General features: G+C 48.9%; 20 protein-coding genes. 12 read left to right on the top strand and 8 right to left on the bottom strand.

Annotated features, from left to right (window positions below; genetic code table 11):
- Nucleotides 1-64 precede the first annotated feature (64 nt).
- Nucleotides 65-835, top strand: coding sequence for a flap endonuclease Xni (xni, locus tag BZG78_RS09505; RefSeq protein ID WP_077661060.1), 771 nt, complete (start codon nucleotides 65-67; stop codon nucleotides 833-835).
- On the opposite strand, the gene rlmM is transcribed toward xni, so the two are convergent.
- The 4 genes from rlmM to BZG78_RS09525 all read right to left on the bottom strand — a co-directional run bounded on the left by rlmM (nucleotide 832) and on the right by BZG78_RS09525 (nucleotide 3,955).
- On the bottom strand, nucleotides 832-1,917 hold the full coding sequence (gene rlmM, locus BZG78_RS09510) for a 23S rRNA (cytidine(2498)-2'-O)-methyltransferase RlmM (protein ID WP_077661061.1): 1,086 nt from the start codon (nucleotides 1,915-1,917) through the stop codon (nucleotides 832-834). The genes xni and rlmM overlap by 4 nt on opposite strands.
- A 102-nt stretch (nucleotides 1,918-2,019) precedes the next feature.
- Entirely contained in the window at nucleotides 2,020-2,418 is a 399-nt protein-coding gene (locus tag BZG78_RS09515) for a DUF423 domain-containing protein (RefSeq protein ID WP_077646108.1), read from the bottom strand.
- A complete protein-coding gene (locus BZG78_RS09520) occupies nucleotides 2,415-3,053 on the bottom strand; it encodes an alpha/beta family hydrolase (protein ID WP_077661062.1) in 639 nt (212 codons plus the stop codon). Before BZG78_RS09520 ends, BZG78_RS09515 begins: the two co-directional genes overlap by 4 nt.
- Nucleotides 3,050-3,955 (bottom strand): transcriptional regulator GcvA, encoded by a 906-nt coding sequence (locus tag BZG78_RS09525; protein WP_021022025.1) that lies wholly within the window; start codon nucleotides 3,953-3,955, stop codon nucleotides 3,050-3,052. The genes BZG78_RS09520 and BZG78_RS09525 overlap by 4 nt, the downstream gene beginning before the upstream one ends.
- A 355-nt stretch (nucleotides 3,956-4,310) precedes the next feature.
- Between BZG78_RS09525 and BZG78_RS09530 the strand changes: the two genes are divergently transcribed.
- From BZG78_RS09530 to phaC, 6 genes are all read left to right on the top strand, one after another.
- A complete protein-coding gene (locus tag BZG78_RS09530) occupies nucleotides 4,311-5,522 on the top strand; it encodes a cysteine desulfurase (RefSeq protein WP_077661076.1) in 1,212 nt (403 codons plus the stop codon).
- Between the two features lie 22 nt (nucleotides 5,523-5,544).
- Nucleotides 5,545-5,970: a SufE family protein gene (locus tag BZG78_RS09535; RefSeq protein WP_077661063.1), complete on the top strand. Its 426-nt coding sequence runs from the start codon at nucleotides 5,545-5,547 to the stop codon at nucleotides 5,968-5,970.
- Nucleotides 5,971-6,476: 506 nt separating this feature from the next.
- Entirely contained in the window at nucleotides 6,477-7,217 is a 741-nt protein-coding gene (locus tag BZG78_RS09540) for an SDR family oxidoreductase (RefSeq protein WP_077661064.1), read from the top strand.
- 15 nt (nucleotides 7,218-7,232) lie between these two features.
- The gene (locus BZG78_RS09545) at nucleotides 7,233-8,444 is read left to right on the top strand and encodes an acetyl-CoA C-acetyltransferase (RefSeq protein ID WP_021022029.1); all 1,212 of its coding nucleotides are present in this window, start codon (nucleotides 7,233-7,235) and stop codon (nucleotides 8,442-8,444) included.
- Nucleotides 8,445-8,501: 57 nt separating this feature from the next.
- The gene (locus BZG78_RS09550; RefSeq protein WP_021022030.1) at nucleotides 8,502-8,849 is read left to right on the top strand and encodes a phasin family protein; all 348 of its coding nucleotides are present in this window, start codon (nucleotides 8,502-8,504) and stop codon (nucleotides 8,847-8,849) included.
- Nucleotides 8,850-8,928: 79 nt separating this feature from the next.
- The gene (gene phaC / locus BZG78_RS09555; protein ID WP_077661065.1) at nucleotides 8,929-10,752 is read left to right on the top strand and encodes a class I poly(R)-hydroxyalkanoic acid synthase; all 1,824 of its coding nucleotides are present in this window, start codon (nucleotides 8,929-8,931) and stop codon (nucleotides 10,750-10,752) included.
- A 53-nt stretch (nucleotides 10,753-10,805) separates the two neighbouring features.
- Here the strand turns inward: phaC and tcdA are convergent, their stop codons facing one another.
- Together tcdA and BZG78_RS09565 are read right to left on the bottom strand one after the other, a co-directional pair.
- Nucleotides 10,806-11,615: a tRNA cyclic N6-threonylcarbamoyladenosine(37) synthase TcdA gene (tcdA, locus tag BZG78_RS09560; protein ID WP_077661066.1), complete on the bottom strand. Its 810-nt coding sequence runs from the start codon at nucleotides 11,613-11,615 to the stop codon at nucleotides 10,806-10,808.
- A gap of 33 nt (nucleotides 11,616-11,648) precedes the next feature.
- Nucleotides 11,649-12,569, bottom strand: coding sequence for a LysR family transcriptional regulator (locus tag BZG78_RS09565; protein WP_199877182.1), 921 nt, complete (start codon nucleotides 12,567-12,569; stop codon nucleotides 11,649-11,651).
- A 98-nt stretch (nucleotides 12,570-12,667) separates the two neighbouring features.
- Here BZG78_RS09565 and BZG78_RS09570 point away from each other — a divergent pair, with 98 nt between their 5' ends.
- From BZG78_RS09570 to BZG78_RS09580, 3 genes are all read left to right on the top strand, one after another.
- Entirely contained in the window at nucleotides 12,668-13,996 is a 1,329-nt protein-coding gene (locus tag BZG78_RS09570; protein ID WP_077661068.1) for an aspartate aminotransferase family protein, read from the top strand.
- A 48-nt stretch (nucleotides 13,997-14,044) separates the two neighbouring features.
- Complete coding sequence (locus BZG78_RS09575) at nucleotides 14,045-14,854, top strand: 3-keto-5-aminohexanoate cleavage protein (protein WP_158011795.1); 810 nt, start codon at nucleotides 14,045-14,047, stop codon at nucleotides 14,852-14,854.
- 143 nt (nucleotides 14,855-14,997) lie between these two features.
- Entirely contained in the window at nucleotides 14,998-15,969 is a 972-nt protein-coding gene (locus BZG78_RS09580; protein WP_077661070.1) for a TAXI family TRAP transporter solute-binding subunit, read from the top strand.
- 84 nt (nucleotides 15,970-16,053) lie between these two features.
- Here BZG78_RS09580 and mltA read toward each other — a convergent pair whose 3' ends face one another.
- On the bottom strand, nucleotides 16,054-17,133 hold the full coding sequence (gene mltA, locus BZG78_RS09585) for a murein transglycosylase A (RefSeq protein WP_077661071.1): 1,080 nt from the start codon (nucleotides 17,131-17,133) through the stop codon (nucleotides 16,054-16,056).
- Nucleotides 17,134-17,369: 236 nt separating this feature from the next.
- Here mltA and BZG78_RS09590 point away from each other — a divergent pair, with 236 nt between their 5' ends.
- Complete coding sequence (locus BZG78_RS09590; protein ID WP_025744513.1) at nucleotides 17,370-17,594, top strand: hypothetical protein; 225 nt, start codon at nucleotides 17,370-17,372, stop codon at nucleotides 17,592-17,594.
- A 100-nt stretch (nucleotides 17,595-17,694) separates the two neighbouring features.
- Here the strand turns inward: BZG78_RS09590 and BZG78_RS09595 are convergent, their stop codons facing one another.
- On the bottom strand, nucleotides 17,695-18,045 hold the full coding sequence (locus BZG78_RS09595) for a DUF2850 domain-containing protein (RefSeq protein WP_077459753.1): 351 nt from the start codon (nucleotides 18,043-18,045) through the stop codon (nucleotides 17,695-17,697).
- 218 nt (nucleotides 18,046-18,263) lie between these two features.
- Here BZG78_RS09595 and argA point away from each other — a divergent pair, with 218 nt between their 5' ends.
- On the top strand, nucleotides 18,264-19,589 hold the full coding sequence (gene argA / locus BZG78_RS09600) for an amino-acid N-acetyltransferase (RefSeq protein WP_199877183.1): 1,326 nt from the start codon (nucleotides 18,264-18,266) through the stop codon (nucleotides 19,587-19,589).

Genomic DNA, 19,589 nt, shown 5'->3' on the forward strand with positions numbered 1-19,589 from the left:
CCTGCGTCCTAAACAAAAACCGGGTATAATGCGGTATTTATAAAACGCACACCCGGTTTTTATTATGTCTAGGCTCCATGTTGTTATTATTGATGCGATGAATCTTATCCGCCGAGTCCACGCTGCCCAGCCGGATCAAGAATCGATCGATGCGACGGCTCAATCCTGCATCAAAACCTTGGATAAAATCATCAATCATAGCCAGCCTAGCCATATTGTTGCCGTGTTTGATCATATTGGCCCTGATCGAGGTTGGCGGGCCGAGATACTTCCCACCTATAAACAAAACCGTAAGCCCATGCCTGTGGCACTAGAACAAGGCTTAGACACGATCCAAGAAGCATTTTGGCAAAGAGGGGTCGATGCGTTACTGTCACAAGGCGATGAAGCCGACGACATGATTGCTACCTTGGCATTAAAAGTGGCAGCGCGTCATGAGCACGTCACGATTGTTTCTACCGATAAAGGCTACTGCCAGCTATTACAACCCACGTTAAGCATTCGTGATTACTTCCAACACCGGTGGCTCGATTTAGCGTTTGTTGACGCTCAGTTCGGAGTGCGCCCTGAGCAGCTGTGCGATTTTTGGGGGCTGGCCGGGATCAGCAGTAGCGAAGTGAGCGGCGTCCCCGGTATTGGTGCAAAAACGGCAGCAACGCTGCTTGAGCGGTACGAGACGCTTGAGGCTATTTTCGCCGCAAGCGATGTCGAACAAAAATGGCAAAAAAAGCTCGCTGGGCACCAGGGTTTAGCCCAACGTTGTAAAAAGGTAGCCCAATTAAAAACGGATATCCCACTCGGTTTTAACCTGCAAGATATCCGCTTTGAACGTTAGCCGCCACGTTGCTGGCGTTTCACACGGCGCAAGTGCACGGTGATTTCTTCACGATCGTGATAAAGGTGTTTCGCACGCATTTCATACGGCACATTGTAGTCAGCCAAAAATGCACCTAGGGTTTGCAAGTTTTCTGACACCTGCTCATAACGTCGGCTCATCGGCAGTTTCAAGTTAAAAATAGCCTCTTGGGCCCAACCTTCAATTAACCACTCTCCCATCAACCGCGCCACTCGCGATGGTTTTTCAATCATGTCGCACACTAACCAGGTCACATTCTTGCGCGTCGGCTCAAATTTAAACCCATCTTCGGCATGATGAAACACTTGTCCTGTCTCCATCAGGCTTTCAGCCATAGCCCCATTATCCACCGCATGGACAAACATCGAGCGTTTAACCAATTGATAGGTCCAGCCCCCGGGGCATGCACCTAAATCGACCGCCCACATGCCAGGCGCTAAACGCGTATCCCACTCATCCTTGGGTATAAAATGATGGAAGGCCTCTTCCAGTTTTAATGTCGAACGGCTTGGCGCATCAGACGGAAATTTCATCCGTGGTAGGCCCATATAATGAGGTGAGTTATTGGTCGTCAACGAGTAGCCCACCAGGCAAGTACCCGGTGCGATAAAGCATAAGTGAATCACCGGTTTTTTGGGGTTATCTTTGGCTAACATGACGCCTTGTTTGCGCAAGGCTTGGCGTAGTGGCACGGTAAACTTACGGCAAAACTTCAATAAGGCTTTAGCCTCATCGTTATCCGGTGTCTCCACCCGTAGATCGCCACCTTTAGGCAGATCGCTCGCTACCGCCAGAATCGGGGAGATACGATCATCAGGGTCAAGATCCGACAAGGCGGCAGTCACAGCAATCATTTGGCGCGCAAAGATCAGCGAGTCCAACGATAAATCACGCACAACGCGCTCAGCGTCATCTTCTTGGTAGCACTCAAACACAACATACGCGCTGTTATTTATCACGCGCGGAAACCCATACACGCCCATTTCGGTGGTTTTTTGTTGGATTTCTGCGGCGCAGTCTTTTTCAAATCCTGCACGGCAGTAAAGCAAAACCTGGTTCATAACACCCTCTGGTTCGACGATAGGATCACGCTATGTGATGATAAAAATAAGCTGCGCATTATATCTGTCATCTCGACAAGAAAGAAATGCAGATAGCCGCTTTTAACGCGATGGATGAGAGAGAGAAACGTTTGTACGCCATGTGCCCACAGCGAGCCCTCCCCAGCCGATTAAAAAGCTCACGCCGCCAACTGGTGTTACCGGTCCTAGCCAATGCATATCCGTGAGAGCAAGCAGGTATAAGCTACCGCTAAAGCCGATCATACCAACTAACCAAGCCCAAGCGACCCAGCTGAATAACCGCGTGGAGATCCGTGAAGAAAGTGCACACAGTCCAAGCAAGGCTAAACTATGCCACATCTGATAGTTAACGCCGGTTTTAAAAATAGCTAATTGATAATCGGACAAAACCATTTTCAAACCATGTGCGGCAAAGGCACCTAGCCCGACAGCCAGTCCTGCCCCTAAAGCAGCTAGGCTGATCCAGTGGTTTAATTTCATGCTTTCGCTCCTTGGCGCTCAATAAAACGCAGTAGACAGTCGACCGCAAACTGCCGATTGTCCGACTCAGTGTAACCTGACGCTTTGCGCGGCTTGAAACTATGATCGCCATCAGGAACGAACTCAAGATCAATACTTGATGAGTACGAATATCCCATCACTTCTTCTTTCCGACCAAAGGTATCACGCTCCCCTTGCACAATGAGCAACGGTTTGGTCACGGTCGCTAAATGCTCGCCTTTATATTTTTCAGGCTTGCCTGGAGGGTGAAAAGGAAAGCCAAAGCACACCACCCCGCTGACTGATGAATGGCCGGTAAGGTGGCTGGCCATACGTCCTCCCATCGATTTACCGGCAAGCCATAAACGACTTTCTTTTGGGCGTAAACTATCGATGGCATCAATCACGGCTTCAAAGTGTGCAAGTAGCTTAGGTGCACAGTCTGGCGGACGCTTTTTGCCATCTTCCTGACGCTTTTCCATATAGGGAAAATTAAACCGCACCACACGGCAACCGACCCCGATGCGTGTCGCGATATCTGTCATAAACTCATGCTCTTTGCCGGCACCTGCACCATGAGCAATAATCACCCAATCGGTGGCACTGTCAGGCCCATCAAATTCTAGATTTATCATAAATTCATACTCGCTTGCTCTTTTGCTGCAGTGGCTAGCATCCATTCTCGAAACGCAGTAATGCGCCCGGTGTCAGCGTCTCTTTGTTGACTCACCAGATAAAAACCATTGTCACTTTTTAACACCTGCTCAAAAGGTTGCACCAAACGTCCAGAGGCCAGTTCAGGTTGGGAAAGCACATTATTCCCTAATGCAACGCCCTGTCCATGAGCTGCTGCCTGAAGCACCATCGACGAATGACTAAAAATAGGACCGTGCTCAACGTTCACTTCACTCAATTGATGGGCTTTTGCGAACGCCTTCCATTCTTTGCGTGAGCGATCATGCAACAAAACATGATGGACGAGATCGTCTGGCGCTTGGAGCGGATAACCGGACTCTAGCAACATGGGAGAACAAACAGGCAACAAGCACTCTTGGTACAATAGGTCACAGCGTAAACCCGTCCAATGGCCTCGGCCATAATAAATGGCTACGTCGACATCATCGGTTAATGACCCATCCTCCAAATCAACCGCTTTTATCCGAACATCGATATCTGGATGCGCTTTATTAAAATCAGCGAGCCTCGGCACCAACCATTGAATCGCGAAACTGGGTGGCAAACTAATGGTCAGCGCCCCTTTGGCACTTCGCTCTAACACTTTATCAGTGGCATAAGAAAGTTCCGAGAATATATCTTTAATATCAAGAAAGTAGCTTTGACCTTCTTCCGTTAACAACAGAGAACGGTTACGACGACGAAATAGCTTTAATCCCAAAAACTCTTCTAACGCTTTGATTTGATGACTCACCGCCGCCTGAGTCACAAAGAGCTCTTCAGCTGCACGGGTAAAACTCAAATGTCGTGCAGCTGCTTCAAAAACGCGCAGCGCGTTAAGTGGAGGAAGACGCCTTGCCATAAACGGACACCCTATTCATTAATTTTTCTAATCGTTGACATTATAAATTGTCGATTGCTGATATACCAGCAACACCCTATAGTGCATCCCGCATCCACATGTGACGTCTCTCTATTTAGACTGTTTCCGTGGTTGCGATGTTGTGTTTGCATTTGTCTAACACTGGTTAGACAGGTAGTCGTATCTACCACTTTTAACTTCCTGTATTTTGACATTGTCTGTCATTACATATTTGTTGGCACTGAGCTTGGCTCAGTGCTTTTTTTTGTCCGTTTTTTATCTTAAACACGTATCACGCTTGAGTTACACCAGTGAGATGGCGATCATAGGCAAGATTTTACTTTGGACGATGACTATGACAGACGGTTTTGATCCCTACGCATTGCGTGCCCAGTTTCCCGCTTTTAATGCCTCAGACTGGGTGTATTTGGACAGTGCGGCTACGGCACAAAAACCACAGTGTGTGATTGATGCCATTTGCCAAAGCTACATGGCACCGGTTGCGAATGTTCATCGCGGCCAACACCAAGCCTCGTTATCCACCACTGCGCAGTTTGAACAAGCGCGACGTGAAGTTGCGGCGTTTATTGATGCAAACCCTAGTGAGATAATTTGGACGCGAGGGGCAACGGAAGCTATCAACTTACTTGCCTATAGCTTCAGCCACACTTTGACCGCCAACGACTGTATCCTCGTCAGCGAAATGGAGCATCATGCTAATTTGCTTCCCTGGCAACTGATCGCGCAGCGTACAGGCGCGCAACTGGTAAAGATCCCCTGTTGTGTCAGCACGGGCCAGTTAGATATGGAGGCTTATCAACAAGCACTCACGACCCGCCCCCGTATCGTGGCGATAAGTCATGTCAGTAACGTGACCGGAACACGCCACCCGATAGAAGCAATGACCGCACTCGCGCATCGTCATGGTGCAACGGTGATCATTGATGGTGCACAAGGGATCGTTCACGAGCCCCTCAGTATGCAAACCTTGAATGCTGACTTCTATGTGTTTTCCGGACATAAGTTGTATGGACCAACCGGTATTGGCGTGCTCTATGGAAAACCAGAAGCATTGGCTACTCTCGCGCCATTTCACGGTGGTGGCAAAATGATTACTGACGTCACATTTGATGATCACACATTAGCACCGATTCCCGCTCGTTTTGAAGCAGGCACGCCCAATACAGCGGGTGCGATTGGCCTTGCTGCCGCCATTCAATGGCTAAAACAATATGACGCTCAAGCCATCGATACCCATATTAGTGACTGTTACCAAGCGCTACTCGGCGGCTTGAAACAACGCCCAGCCATCAAGCTAATCTGCCCCCAACCACACAGCACCATAGTGTCATTCGTGGTAGAAGGAGAACACCACGCAGATATTGCTGAGCTGCTCAGCCAACAAAACGTGGCAGTACGGTCTGGGCACCACTGCGCGCACCCGCTGATCAAAGCGCTGGGCGTGGAGGGAACCGTACGTGTATCACTCGGTGCCTATAATCATCAGGAAGACATTCAACGCTTCCTCACAGCGTTAGATAAAACATTATATTTACTCGGTGTTTAATCGTTTCATAACAGGATCTACCATGGATTTACCTACTCACCCCTTTGGCAGTGAACTCGACCAAAAAATGGTTACCGAGATGCTTGCACAACACATCAGTTGGGAGGACAAATACCGCCAGCTTATCGTGTGGGGTAAACGCTTGCCTACGTTTACCGATGAACAGAAGCATGCTGCGCGCCTTGTCAGTGGATGCGAAAGTGATGTTTGGTTTTTACATCACTCGGATGACGAAAGGCATTACTTTGCTGCAGATTCAAATGCAAGAATCGTTAAAGGTCTATTAGCCGTTGTGCTCGCTTGTGTTCATGGTCAACACAGTGATGCCATTTACGCTCTCGATTTAGATCAAGTCTTCCAACAAGCCGGATTATCGCACCATTTAAGTGAGTCACGCACCAATGGTTTGCATGCGATTGTGCAATATGTTCATCACCTTACCGCTTAATTTGTGTTGGACGCCGTGGTTCATCGTCACGGCATTCTAACCTTATCCCCCCTAAAACATCGCGCCACCACTGCCCACATATACCGACAACCCGACTATTCACCATCGAAATGCACAGAAGAGTGCAATCGATTTCTTCCAGATCATTCAGTCTCGCCAACGGAAAACAAAGACAAACATAAAAATACATAAAAATAACAACTTGTTAACAAAGTATTGCATTATTACCTATCAAAATTGACCGAGATCGCGAATGTGTAATCCGAGGCTTTTATACTTTGCGTATTTGGCTAGATTCGTTAGCTTAGAAGCAGGCAGTCATAAAAGGGTCACACCAACAAGTTAGACTGCCTAATAATATCGGCAGCATGATTATTAACTATTGGCATCACTCTTGCTGCCGTTATAAGACAAGAAAGGATGACTGTAATTCTGGTTTAAAGTGGTTCCAGATGCGGCTTCAGGCATCTCGTTATATTTGCTTGTTGTAGTGAATGGAGTCATAGATGAAGAAACTGGCATTAGTAACTGGCGCAAAAGGCGGCATTGGATCAGCGATCACCGAAAAATTAGTTGATGATAATTATCGCGTCATTGCAACACACTTCACGGGCGGTGGTCAGTGCGCACAAGACTGGTTTGAAGAAAAAGGGTTCAAACAAGATCAAGTGCGCCTATTCGAACTTGATGTTACCGATACAGAACAATGCGCTACACGTATTGCTAAACTGCTTGAAGAAGAAGGCACAATCGATGTCCTAGTGAATAACGCCGGGATCACGCGTGACAGTGTATTCAAAAAGATGGATGCCGATAAATGGCACGACGTCATCAACACCAACCTCAATAGCCTCTTTAACGTCACTCAACCTTTGTTCGCTGCCATGTGCGAAAAGGGAGGTGGACGTGTCATTAATATCTCGTCTGTAAATGGTCAAAAAGGCCAGTTTGGCCAAGCAAATTATGCCGCAGCGAAAGCAGGGATGATGGGCTTTAGCAAATCGTTAGCTGCCGAAGGAGCCCGTGCAGGCGTCACCGTGAATGTGGTTGCGCCAGGGTATACCGCGACGCCTATGGTAACGGCCATGCGCGAAGACGTACTTGAGTCGATTACCAATCAAATCCCGATGAAACGCTTGGCAAAGCCAGAAGAAATTGCGGCTTCCGTGGCTTACCTCGCGAGCGAGGCAGGCGCATACATTACGGGTGAAACGCTGTCGGTCAACGGCGGCCTGTACATGCAATAAATCAAGGATAGATTGATGGAACGCATTTTTATTGTGGCGGCAAAACGCACCGCCATCGGTGCTTTTTCAGGCACGCTCAAAGATATCCCTACCGGCCAATTGGCTGCCTATGCTATCAAAGGCGCATTAGCTGAAAGTCGATTAACTGGTGAGGCTATCGACGAAGTGATTGTAGGCAATGTAGTCAGCGCCGGACAAGGAATGGGAATAGGTCGTCAAGCAGCTATCTATGCCGATATCCCTACTCATGTTCCCGCATACTCTGTCAATATGGTCTGCGGCAGTGGGATGAAAAGCATTATGGATGCTGTTACTCATATTCGCGCTGGTGATGCACAACTTGTGGTCGCTGCTGGCGTAGAAAACATGTCACAGATTCCGTTTGCAGCGGCCGGGAACTTACGAACAGGGCAAAAGATGGGCAACTTTGCGATGAAAGACTTGCTCATCAATGACGGTCTCACCGATGTGTATAACCAATATCATATGGGCGTCACCGCAGAAAACGTTGCTAAAAAAATGGATATCACTCGCGAGCAACAAGATCAGTTTGCCCTACACAGCCAGCAAAAAGCGGTTGCAGCGATAGAAGCCGGTCGCTTTAAAAGCGAGATCACTCCCATTGAGATTAAGCAGCGTAAGCAGACCATTACCTTTGACACCGATGAGTATCCTAAAGAAGACGTAACCCTTGAGGGGCTGGGAAAATTACGTCCCGCCTTTGATAAAGAAGGCTCGGTGACCGCGGGTAATGCATCAGGCATCAACGATGGTGCGAGTGCGGTGATCTTAGCCTCCGAATCGGCAGTCAATAAACATGGGCTCACCCCATTAGCAGAAGTAAGTGCCTATTCACAGCACGGAGTTGATCCTAGCGTCATGGGGTTAGGCCCCGTGGGTGCGGTGAACACCGCACTCGATAAAGCCAACCTCACTCTCGATAATATTGATTTGTTTGAACTCAACGAGGCATTTGCTGCGCAAGCACTCGGGGTGGTTCACCAACTAGCTGAGCACCACAAGACGACGCCCGATGCCATCTTGGCACGTGCTAACGTCAATGGCGGAGCAATTGCACTTGGCCACCCGCTTGGTGCATCCGGCAACCGAATTGTTGTGACCTTGCTACACGAGCTTGCGCGAAGAGGCGAAACCTATGGCGTTGCTTCTTTGTGTATTGGCGGCGGTATGGGTACGGCTTTAGTAATTAAGCGTACACAAGTATAAACGGACACTTGCGACCTTGGGGAAAATCCCCAGAACAACACTATCAGGAGATACACCATGTACACAGATATGTTTAAAGCGTTTTCTGAGCAATCTGAAAAAGCCCTGGCTCCCTACGTTAATTTTAACAAGCTGGTAGCCAAAAACGTCGAAACACTCACCGAACTGCAAATGAACGCGATGCGCACATACAGCTCGCTCGGTCTTGAGCAGATGAAAGCTGCCAGCGAAGTCAAAGATGTCACCAGCATGACATCATTTAGTAGCCAGCAACTGGCAGCATTGACCAAACTGTCTCAGCAAATGATGGATGACAGCACCAAACTGCAAAACATCGCTAAAGAGTTCAAAGAAGATATCGACAAAATCACGGCTGAAAACATGAAAGCCGGCACCCCAGCATAAAGGCAGGGTTACTGCACTATCGCCTGCTACTCACCGTAGCAGGCCTTTATAGTGCTTTTCCGATCAAGAGGGCAACATTATGTTTCATCACTTCTTTTCGGACTACCTTGCCAGGCTGCAAGAACAAAACCAGCAATGGTGGCAGGATCTTGAGCAGGGCAAGGCAGCCGTAGACACACCGTTTAATCAAGCCATGCAGGAAGTCAGCCTGCAAGACACTGCTCAATTGCTGGAAGGCGCGGCTCAACAACCCGCTGCACTTCTACAAGTACAGATGCAGTGGTGGGAACAACAAATGCAAATCTGGCAGAACGCCATGCTCGCCCGTGATAACACGGACGAAGTGATCAGCGAAGGTAGCGACGATAAACGTTTCAAGGACAAGGCGTGGCAAGAAGATGTCCTCTATAACTTTATCAAGCAATCGTATCTGTTATTTGGACGTACCTACATGGAAACCATTGAGGCCATTGAAGGACTCGATGATAAAACCCGTGAGCGCCTTTCTTTTTTCTCTCGCCAAGCCATTAATGCCATGGCCCCCAGCAACTACATCGCGACCAACCCAGAGTTGTTAAAAATGACGCTGGAATCAAAAGGTGAGAACTTGCTGCGTGGCATGGAGCAGTTAAAGCAAGACATGGAGTCAAGCGCCGACATCCTAAAAGTACGCATGACCAATAATAACGCTTTCCGCGTTGGCGATGACGTTGCTAACACCCCAGGAGACGTGGTGTATAAAAATGACCTGTTTGAGCTTATTCAATACCGCCCGGTCACCGAAAACGTCCATGCCACACCTGTGTTAGTGGTGCCGCCTTTTATCAATAAATATTACATTCTCGATTTGCGCGAGAAAAACTCACTGGTTCGTTGGTTAGTAGAACAGGGACACACCGTCTTCTTGATGTCATGGCGCAATCCATCTGCTGAGCAAGCTGATATTGGCTTTGAAGACTATGTCACGCAAGGGACAGTAAAAGCCGTCAGTGCGATTGAAGATATCACCGGCCAATCACAGATTAATGGTGTCGGCTATTGTATTGGTGGAACCGTATTAGCGTGCACCATTGCCTACTACTCTGCCAAACGCATGAAAGCGCGTATTAAGTCGGCAAGTTTCTTTACTACCTTACTCGATTTCTCACAGCCTGGTGAAATTGGCGCTTACATCAATGATAGTCTCATCCGAGCCATAGAAGCGCAGAATACTGCTCGCGGTTATATGGATGGGCGATCGCTGAGTGTGACCTTTAGCTTGTTGCGGGAAAATAGCCTTTATTGGAACTACTACATCGAGAACTATCTGAAAGGGAATAGCCCAGTCGACTTTGATTTGCTGTATTGGAACAGTGACAGTACCAACGTGGCAGCTAAAACCCATAATTTTATCCTGCGCGATTTATACCTCGAAAATAAGCTGGTGCAAGATAAGGGCGTTAAAGTCGGTGGTGTATGGATTGATCTCAATAAAATCAAAGTTCCCAGTTATTTTATTTCCACTAAAGAAGACCATATTGCTCTGTGGCAAGGCACGTACCGTGGTGCGCTCAATGTCGGCGGCAATAAAACCTTCGTATTAGGTGAGTCCGGCCATATTGCAGGGATTGTTAATCATCCAGTGAAGAAAAAATACGGCTTTTGGACCAATGACCACCTCGCAGATACGGCAGAGGAGTGGCTGGAAGGCGCGTCTCACCAGACTGGATCATGGTGGACACATTGGGAAAAATGGTTACGAAGTTATAGTCCCGACGAACAAGTTGAGCCCTACCCAACGGGATCAGACAGCTACCCTGTACTTTATGCTGCACCAGGTGAATATGTACGCCAGGTACTGCCGGTTAAATCGGACGTTGAGCCGAAATCAGCCGAATCTGAACCGGTAAAAGAAGAGGCTTAATCAACCGTCCCACAAAAATGGCGCCCCGACAGATCAGGCTGGGGCGTCACTTTCTAATCTTCGCGCCGCTGATCAGTGGCGATTAACTTTTGTAAAATACGTGAGACCGCGACAAATCCAAAGCTTGCTGTCACCATGGTTGCGGCGCCAAACCCACTGGCACAATCCATCCGTTTCGGGCCTTCTGCCGATGATTTACTCTCACACACACTACCATCCGGTTGCGGATATTTGAGCTGCTCGGTGGAGTAAACACAGTCAATCCCGAACTTGCGTCCTTTCGTCTTGGTAAAACCATAAAAGCGACGCAAATTATTGCGTAGCTTGGCCGCCAAGGGGTCTTGAATGGTTTTGGTGAGATCCGCCACCTGGATTTGCGTCGGGTCAATCTGCCCACCCGCGCCCCCGACGGTAATAACTTTGATTTTGTGCCGCTTGCAGTGTGCCAATAATGCGGTTTTGGGCTTAATGCTATCGATCGCATCAAGCACATAATCAAAGCGCTTATCGATATACTCAGCAATATTATCCGGTGAGATAAAATCATCAATCACAGTGACTTGGCATTCCGGGTTAATCGCTGCCACGCGTTCAGCCATTACCTCACTTTTGCTTTGACCGATGGTATCTTTCAGCGCGTGAATTTGTCGGTTGGTGTTGGTGACACACACGTCATCCATATCAATAAGGGTGATCGCCCCAATCCCTGTGCGAGCCAGCGATTCCACTGCCCACGATCCCACGCCACCAATACCGATGACACAAATATGGCTTTGGTGAAACACCTCTAGCGCACGGCGTCCATACAAACGAGCCGTACCGCCAAAACGTTGCAGATAGGATTCTGATAGGGGATGTGTCATAACTATTGTCTTCGTTGATCGCGCTGACAGGCGTTATACCGACTTGCTGATAGGATGTCTAGCCACATCCACCTTGAGGGCGTCACACAGCCAGTTGATCACATGCATGACAGCGGGTGAACGCTGCTTATACCGCGCACTATAAAGGTAGTAGCCATAGCCGCTGTCTATGCTTAACCCCAAGGGATTTACAATCTGATCGTTTGACAGGGCGGCTGAGGCCATAAAGGTGGGGATCAACGCCATGCCCATACCCTGTTTCACGCCTTCAAGCGCCATAAAAAAGTGCTCAAAGCCTGCGCCATATTGCGGATTACTGTCAGCCAGCCCAAATTGTTGCCAAAACTGCTCCCACAGTGAAGGGCGCGTCAAATGAGATAAAACCGGCACCTCCGATAACAACGCTGTTCGCTCGAGTGGCTCTGGAAGTAGTGTCGCTGATGCCAATAACGACAAATGCTCGTTGACCAAGCATCTGCCTTGCGCGCCTGCCTGCTGATGAGGCTGACAGCGGATTAAAATATCCAGTTCACTTTCTTTCCCTTGGGGCACATAGTCACTGGCACTGACCACCACAGAAATATCAGGATGCTGCGATTTAAATTCAGGCAGCTGAGGAATTAACCAAAGGCTAGCAAACGAAGGCGGCACCAATAAGCTGACAGACTCTTGCCTTGCACTTTGCTGGCGCGCTTGCGCCGTGGCATTGGCGATATCATTGACGCTGGCCGATATCACATTTAAATAAGAGTCACCGACTCGGTTGAGTCTTACTCCCCCTGCGTGTCGCTCAAAGAGTGGTTGACCAATCCCTTCTTCAAGCTGCTGTATTTGCTTGCTCACCGTACTTTGGCTGACATGCAACACCTTGGCAGCTTCGGAAAAGCTCCCCGCCTGAGCCACCGCAATCAATGTTTGAAGCGAACGCATCGACGGCAAACGCACATTCATCATCTCATTCCTTTTTTGCATACCTGGTGAAAATATATCCTTTGCGGTTTAAAACACAAGTTCACCATACTGAGTTATCACGCTTGCATTGAGGCCCTCGTATGAGTCATGTCTTTCACCGTCACTGTCATCATCTTCCCCCTACCATTGCCAGTGGTAATGGGATGTACTTAATCGACACTCAAGGTAACGAGTATCTCGATGCATGCGGAGGCGCAGCCGTCTCTTGCCTTGGGCACAACCACCCTGCCGTATTGGACGCTATCCACCGTCAGCTTGATGCGATTCCCTATGCGCATACCGGCTTTTTTACCTCAGAAAGCAGTGAAGCGCTCGCCAAGATGTTGGCCGATCTTGCACCTCCCTCGATAAATCACGCCTATTTAGTCAGTGGTGGATCGGAAGCGATGGAAACCGCGCTAAAACTCGCTCGCCAGTACTGGGTGGAAGTCGGTGAACCCCAACGACAACATTTTATCGCACGCCGCCAAAGCTACCATGGTAATACTCTCGGGGCGCTATCCGTGGGTGGCAACGCATGGCGACGCGCCCCCTTTGCCCCGTTGTTGATGGATACCAGTTTGATTGCCCCTTGTTACGCCTATCGCGATCAACGTCCCGATGAGACCGCTTACGAGTATGGTCAGCGGGTGGCCAACGAGCTTGAAGCCATGCTGTTAGAAAAAGGGCCGGAAACCGTCATTGGGTTTATCGCAGAACCTGTGGTGGGCGCGACAGCCGGTGCATTGACTGCGGAAGCGGGATATTTTTCTCGTATTCGCGCAATTTGCGATCAGTACAATATTTTGCTGATCCTCGATGAAGTCATGTGCGGCACGGGGCGCACCGGTCGCTTTTTCGCTTTTGAACATGAAGGCGTCGTTCCGGATATTGTCGCCATCGCTAAAGGACTGGCTGCTGGTTATCAGCCCATTGGCGCCACCTTGGTCTCGGATCATCTCTATGAAGCAATTGCATCTGGGTCAGGCTTTTTCCAACATGGCCACACCTTCATGGCTCACCCAACGGCATGTGCCGCTGCCTTAGCAACACTCACCACACTTGAGCAAGAAGGATTAGTTGACGCCGCTGAGCAGCAAGGAAAGACGCTTAAATCGGCGTTACACCATCAGTTTGATTCTCACCCTTTTGTCGGAGACATTCGCGGACGTGGGCTATTTTTAGCGTTGGAGCTGGTGGCAAACAAAACCAGCAAGCGTCCCTTCTCGCCTGAACTTACGCTCCATCAAACGATAAAAAAAACCGCCATGCATAACGGACTCATGTGCTATCCCATGGGCGGTACCATTGATGGTAAGCAGGGGCATCACATCTTACTCGCACCGCCCTATATCATTGAATCAACTCATATCGCGGCCATTACCGACAAGCTAGCACTGACATTAGAGATGTGCTTGCCTTACCAATAACGACAGATTCAGAAGCGAGGGAAAAGAATGCGAGACGCAAGGACGATCATGGTTGCCCCCAATGGTGCGCACTTACAGCCCGTGCACCATCCGCGTGTGCCTGTCACCGGCGAACAGCTTATTCACTGCCTACACGAATGCGCCGAGGCAGGCGCAACCATGGCCCACATCCACGCCCGCGATCAACAGGGAGCCCATAGCCTTGATCCCGCGCTAAACCAAGCGCTATATCAGCAAGTGATGGATGCCGTCGGCGATCGCATGGTGATTCAACTCACCACCGAAGCTGTAGGCCGCTATTCCCCCCAGCAACAAATGGCGCTGATTAAAGCCGTCAAACCCGAAGCCGCTTCCTTTGCGCTACGAGAGCTTATCCCTGATCATCAGCCTCCAAGCAAAGCGGTAACAGATTTTTTTGCTTGGACGGTTGAAGCTCGGATCTATAGTCAGTTTATTCTCTATCACCCCAGAGAACTGGCACGCTACTACACGCTGCGCGAACAAGGTATTTTACCCTCACGAGGTCATCACTTGCTTTTTGTTGCAGGGCAAGATCGGACTCCACCCCGAGGTATGCCCGAAGATGTCGCCGCCATGTATCATGCGCTTCACGCCGATGGCACTATTCCTTGGTCTGTCTGCGCATTTGGATGTCATGAAAGTCGCTGTTTAACGACAGCCGCGACACTGGGCGGTGACGTTCGAATCGGCTTTGAAAACAACACCCAACACATCGATCAAAGCCAAGCACACGATAACGCATCACAGATCACAAATTTGCGCAACACACTGGAAAACCTGGGATATTGTACTAAACCTGTACAAGCACTAAGACAAACCATGACCCAATCGTTTTAACCCAATACTATTGCTTGCAAATATTGTTAAAAGATTGAAAAAATAGCGCGATGACACTTTTTTGTCATATTTACATCGAGTGTCATACCATCTTCGAGGGTGCGCCCGGATAGCAACCTCTAACTTAAAAAGGAATCTTAAGCATGAAAGCGATGAAACCGACTCTGATTGCGCTCAGCTTTTCCGCTGCACTAGGAACCGCAGCAACGGCTCAAGCCAATCAGTTTGTAACCATTGGTACTGGCGGTGTGACGGGTGTTTATTACCCGACGGGCGGTGCAATTTGTCGTCTGGTTAACAAAAGTAAAGATGACCACGGCATTCGCTGCTCTGTAGAGAGTACAGGCGGTTCTATCTACAACATCAATACCATTCGTGCTGGCGAGCTCGATATGGGGATCGCACAATCCGACTGGCAATATCATGCCTACAAAGGCACCAGCAAGTTTGAAGATCAAGGCGAATTTAAAGATCTGCGCGCGGTTTTCTCTATCCACCCAGAACCTTTTACCGTGGTCGCTCGTGCTGATGCAAACGTAAAAACCTTTGATGACCTCGAAGGCAAGCGCGTTAACATTGGTAACCCAGGGTCAGGTCAGCGTGGCACCATCGAAGTATTGATGGATCAAATGGGTTGGGACATGGATAAGTTCGGCCAAATTTCCGAGCTGAAAGCGTCTGAGCAATCAAAAGCCCTCTGTGACAATAAAATTGACGCCATGGTTTATGCCGTAGGCCACCCGAGTGGTGCGATCCAAGAGGCAACGACTGCGTGTGATAGCGTATTGGTTGAAGTCGCTAACGATGCGGCTAAACAGTTGATCAGCGAGCGCGATTATTATCGTCAAGCGATATTGCCAGGTGGTATGTACCGGGGTAACGATAATGATGTGACGACCTTTGGTGTGGGTGCTACGTTTGTATCCTCAAGCCAAGTCTCTGAAGACGTCATTTACAACGTCGTGAAAGCGGTGTTTGAGAACTTCGATGATTTCCGTCGCTTACATCCAGCCTTTGCCAACTTGAAGAAAGAAGAAATGGTAAAAGATGGTCTGTCTGCTCCCCTGCACCCAGGCGCAACACGCTACTATCGTGAAGCGGGTTTGATTGAGTAATTATACTTCGTTGGCTTAAATGCAAAAGCGAGCGTCAAACGCTCGCTTTTTTATTGCTTCAAGGATGAGTCTTAATCTTAGCCGTTAGGGCTGATTCACCATTTGTGGCGCTAACGGTTCCAGTTTCCAAACCCGACCAAAGTGTTTGTAATGACCGGCTTGCTCGCCTGCTTTATTACCCATGCCATGGTATAAATCCAGGTGATTTTCTTTCACTGCCCCACCGGTATCCAACGCCATTAAAAGCTTGAGCACATGCTCTCCCGTCCATTTACCCTGGTCATCAAGCTGTGGCACTTCAGCAAGTAATACACTGCCCATAGGTAAGTAACGTCGATCCGCCGCCACAGAGGCGCCCGCTTTTAACGGGATCCCCGCCGTCCCACTGACAGGATCCGCCGCTTTGGGCGTAAAGAACACATACGACGGGTTGTGTTCCAGTAAGGTCCGAACCTCTTCTTCATCGTGCGCCGCGACCCAATCTTGAATCGCCCGTAACGACATATCCTCTCTGGCTACCTCACCATTTTCAATTAATACCTTACCAATACTGACGTACGGATGACCGTTTTTACCACCGTAGGCAAAATACTCGAGCTGATCATTGTCACCAAAATGGACAAAACCACTGCCCTGCACTTCCATAATAAAGTTATCGATGCGAGATGCGCTGTAACCCAACTCCAAACCTAACCCTTCTAAAGCACCGTCATAAATCGCTTGACGATCAGGGCAGTCTTCATTACAAGGCGGTTTGGCATAAACTGGATAACGGAATAAGGCATCGGGTTGATGGCGCATTTCAATCACGGGTGAGAAATAACCGGTAAACATCACGTTACCGAAATCATCGCCACCGCCCATTTGGTTGACACTCAGGCCAAACTCAGCGAGCGTGTCCACATTGCCTCCTGCGTCCAGCCATGCCTGCAAGCGCTGGTATACCGCTTGATGCTTGACCACTAACGAGGGAGATTTTGCTTCTACTTCTGCAAGCTGCTCCTGAAATAAACTAAAGTCGCGCGGACTTTCCGACACCACCTGAGATACTGGGGTTAAAATACGTTCAAACCGCCCATCTCGATACTGCTGACCACGATCAGTCGGCCTAACACACCCTGCGAGTACCGCCACACACGCCATCACGACTAACGCTTTTTTCACACCATCATCCAATCAGTTAGTTTGTAGCGCTAAGGCTCGCAAAAAGCGATGAATTTGGCAATCACTTATCATTATCAGACTGTAAATGCCTGCAAAATAATACAGTTCAATTGTGATGTCATTCAGATTATCCTAGTAACTGCTTGGTCATTCATCAAACTGTCATATAATTGTTATGTACTATGCATGAAACAAAAATGCATAGAAAATGCAACAAAAAAGGAGTAATGATTACCATGGACTTGAAAGTTGGGCGTTCGACGTTACTTGATAGCGATGCGGTGGAATATCAATGGATCCGCATGATGGCCAGTGAAGGTTGTACCCATAATGTGATCAATACCAGTATTCAGCGTTGCCTAGGTGGCGACTCGGAAACTGCCGATCTTTTACGCCGAGTAGCCACCAAGCAATGCTCGGTCAATGAGTTATTGTCGACAATAGAGTCTGTGAAATATTAATCACGATCTGAGCACTCTGCATCCTTGTGCCTACTCGGAGAGTTTCTGGGCGTCCCTACTTGTGCCGTCGTAACCTAATAACTCCATTGGATGCCAACATCTAGTCGTCTTTCGCAAAAAAAGACGTGTAATGCGCGGGCGATAAGCGTTCTAAGGTACTTTTGTTTTCGACACGATACACGTACGTTTGCGTACCAATCGAATAACTTAGCTTATCACCATCAAACTGATAACTCGTCGTAACCCGGCTGCCATTGGTATAGATACCGTCTTTGCGGACTTCAAAACGATCAGCTGCATAGGGCGCGACCTCTGTTTCAACCCATTCGCCATACAAATCGGTTTGCGTCACGTCAGGCGCAAAAATTGCAGGCTGGGTCGCCACTAAAAATCCCGTTCCACCAAATAATATAAATAGAACTAATAGAACCACTTGTTTCGTTTTTCGCACGCGCTTACCCCTCAGTGCTTTTTATTCCAGCATAACTGACTCATCACTTTACTTTAGACGCTGAACGCCAGATTGTGATCTCGCTTCATCGGCCAACATCGAGTATGGGAGCTAATTCTTATCGTTTCACATGCGCACTGACACCGCACAGGACTTGACACTCAGACCTAAAAAAGAATAAAAAGGCATATAAAGTGAATAAATAAACGGATATGCGCGTGAAGATAAGAAGTACCGCACTGGTTAAAGGATTTCGCCAATCTGCACCTTATGTAAATGCTCACCGAGATAAAACCGCGGTAATCATGCTGGGTGGCGAGGCGATGGCGGATGAGAACTTTAAAAATATCGTCAATGATGTCGCGCTACTCAATAGCCTTGGCATGAAGCTAGTCTTGGTGTTTGGTGCCCGCCCGCAAATCAATCGCGCGCTCAATCAGTACGGACTGGAAACGCCTTATCACAAAGGAATACGCATCACCGACAGCCACGCGCTTGAAGTGGTCAAACAAGCCGCCGGCCAAGTGCAGCTCGACATCACCGCGCGTTTATCCATGGGGCTTAACAACACCCCAATGGCGGGTGCTCAGATTAATGTGATCAGTGGCAATTTTGTTATCGCGCAGCCGCTGGGTGTCGACGAGGGGATTGATTATTGTCACAGTGGCAAAATTCGCCGTATTGATACCGACGGTATTCAACGCCAACTGGATCAAAACGCGATTGTGCTGATGGGGCCGGTAGCCAGCTCAGTAACGGGAGAATGCTTTAATCTCACCTCCGAGGAAGTGGCGACTCAGGTCGCGATTCGATTACGCGCAGACAAGCTCATCGGTTTTTGCTCCGAGCAAGGGGTGTTGAATCAAAACAATGAGGTGATTTCTGAGTTACTGCCCACCCAAGCCCAGCCACTTCTAGAGGTGAGAGAAGCCGCTGGCGATACTGGCTCTGGCACTAGTCGCTTTTTACGGGGCGCAATTGCTGCGTGCCGCGCGGGAGTCACTCGCAGTCATTTGATTAGCTATAAAAAAGACGGCGCCTTGATCCAAGAGCTGTTCTCGATTGAAGGGATCGGCACCCAGATCGTGATGGAGCGTGCCGAAAAAGTGCGCCAAGCTGAGATTGACGATATCGGTGGGATCTTGGATTTAATCCGACCGTTGGAGCAACAAGGGATCCTGGTGCGCCGCTCGCGAGAACAATTGGAGCAAGAAATCCCACGCTTTACCATCATCGAACGGGATGGGTTAGTGATAGGCTGCGCCGCACTCTATCCGTTTAGTGACGCGCGCACCGGCGAGATGGCATGTGTCGCCATTCATCCAGACTATCGTGATGGCGACCGCGGCGTCATGCTCCTCAATCACCTCAAGCAACGCGCCAAAGCCAAAGGGCTTGAAACGATTTTTGTGCTCACCACCCACAGTTTGCATTGGTTTCTGGAGCAAGGCTTTTTGCTTTCCGATGTCTCGGCGCTCCCCAACACCCGCCAAGAGCTGTACAACTATCAGCGCCGGTCTAAGGTACTAACCTTAGCGCTTTAG

Source organism: Salinivibrio sp. MA351, from assembly GCF_001996065.1.
In the GTDB taxonomy this organism is placed as follows: domain Bacteria; phylum Pseudomonadota; class Gammaproteobacteria; order Enterobacterales; family Vibrionaceae; genus Salinivibrio; species Salinivibrio costicola.

Coding starts and splice junctions, on each gene's coding strand:
- BZG78_RS09525 (WP_021022025.1), bottom strand. CDS start 3,955: ATGGCAAGGCGTCTTCCTCCACTTAACGCGCTGCGCGTTTTTGAAGCA.
- tcdA (WP_077661066.1), bottom strand. CDS start 11,615: ATGACACATCCCCTATCAGAATCCTATCTGCAACGTTTTGGCGGTACG.
- BZG78_RS09575 (WP_158011795.1), top strand. CDS start 14,045: ATGGTTGCCCCCAATGGTGCGCACTTACAGCCCGTGCACCATCCGCGT.
- BZG78_RS09580 (WP_077661070.1), top strand. CDS start 14,998: ATGAAAGCGATGAAACCGACTCTGATTGCGCTCAGCTTTTCCGCTGCA.
- BZG78_RS09545 (WP_021022029.1), top strand. CDS start 7,233: ATGGAACGCATTTTTATTGTGGCGGCAAAACGCACCGCCATCGGTGCT.
- BZG78_RS09515 (WP_077646108.1), bottom strand. CDS start 2,418: ATGAAATTAAACCACTGGATCAGCCTAGCTGCTTTAGGGGCAGGACTG.
- BZG78_RS09535 (WP_077661063.1), top strand. CDS start 5,545: ATGGATTTACCTACTCACCCCTTTGGCAGTGAACTCGACCAAAAAATG.
- BZG78_RS09530 (WP_077661076.1), top strand. CDS start 4,311: ATGACAGACGGTTTTGATCCCTACGCATTGCGTGCCCAGTTTCCCGCT.
- xni (WP_077661060.1), top strand. CDS start 65: ATGTCTAGGCTCCATGTTGTTATTATTGATGCGATGAATCTTATCCGC.
- BZG78_RS09590 (WP_025744513.1), top strand. CDS start 17,370: ATGGACTTGAAAGTTGGGCGTTCGACGTTACTTGATAGCGATGCGGTG.
- phaC (WP_077661065.1), top strand. CDS start 8,929: ATGTTTCATCACTTCTTTTCGGACTACCTTGCCAGGCTGCAAGAACAA.
- BZG78_RS09570 (WP_077661068.1), top strand. CDS start 12,668: ATGAGTCATGTCTTTCACCGTCACTGTCATCATCTTCCCCCTACCATT.
- BZG78_RS09540 (WP_077661064.1), top strand. CDS start 6,477: ATGAAGAAACTGGCATTAGTAACTGGCGCAAAAGGCGGCATTGGATCA.
- rlmM (WP_077661061.1), bottom strand. CDS start 1,917: ATGAACCAGGTTTTGCTTTACTGCCGTGCAGGATTTGAAAAAGACTGC.
- BZG78_RS09565 (WP_199877182.1), bottom strand. CDS start 12,569: ATGATGAATGTGCGTTTGCCGTCGATGCGTTCGCTTCAAACATTGATT.
- BZG78_RS09550 (WP_021022030.1), top strand. CDS start 8,502: ATGTACACAGATATGTTTAAAGCGTTTTCTGAGCAATCTGAAAAAGCC.
- BZG78_RS09520 (WP_077661062.1), bottom strand. CDS start 3,053: ATGATAAATCTAGAATTTGATGGGCCTGACAGTGCCACCGATTGGGTG.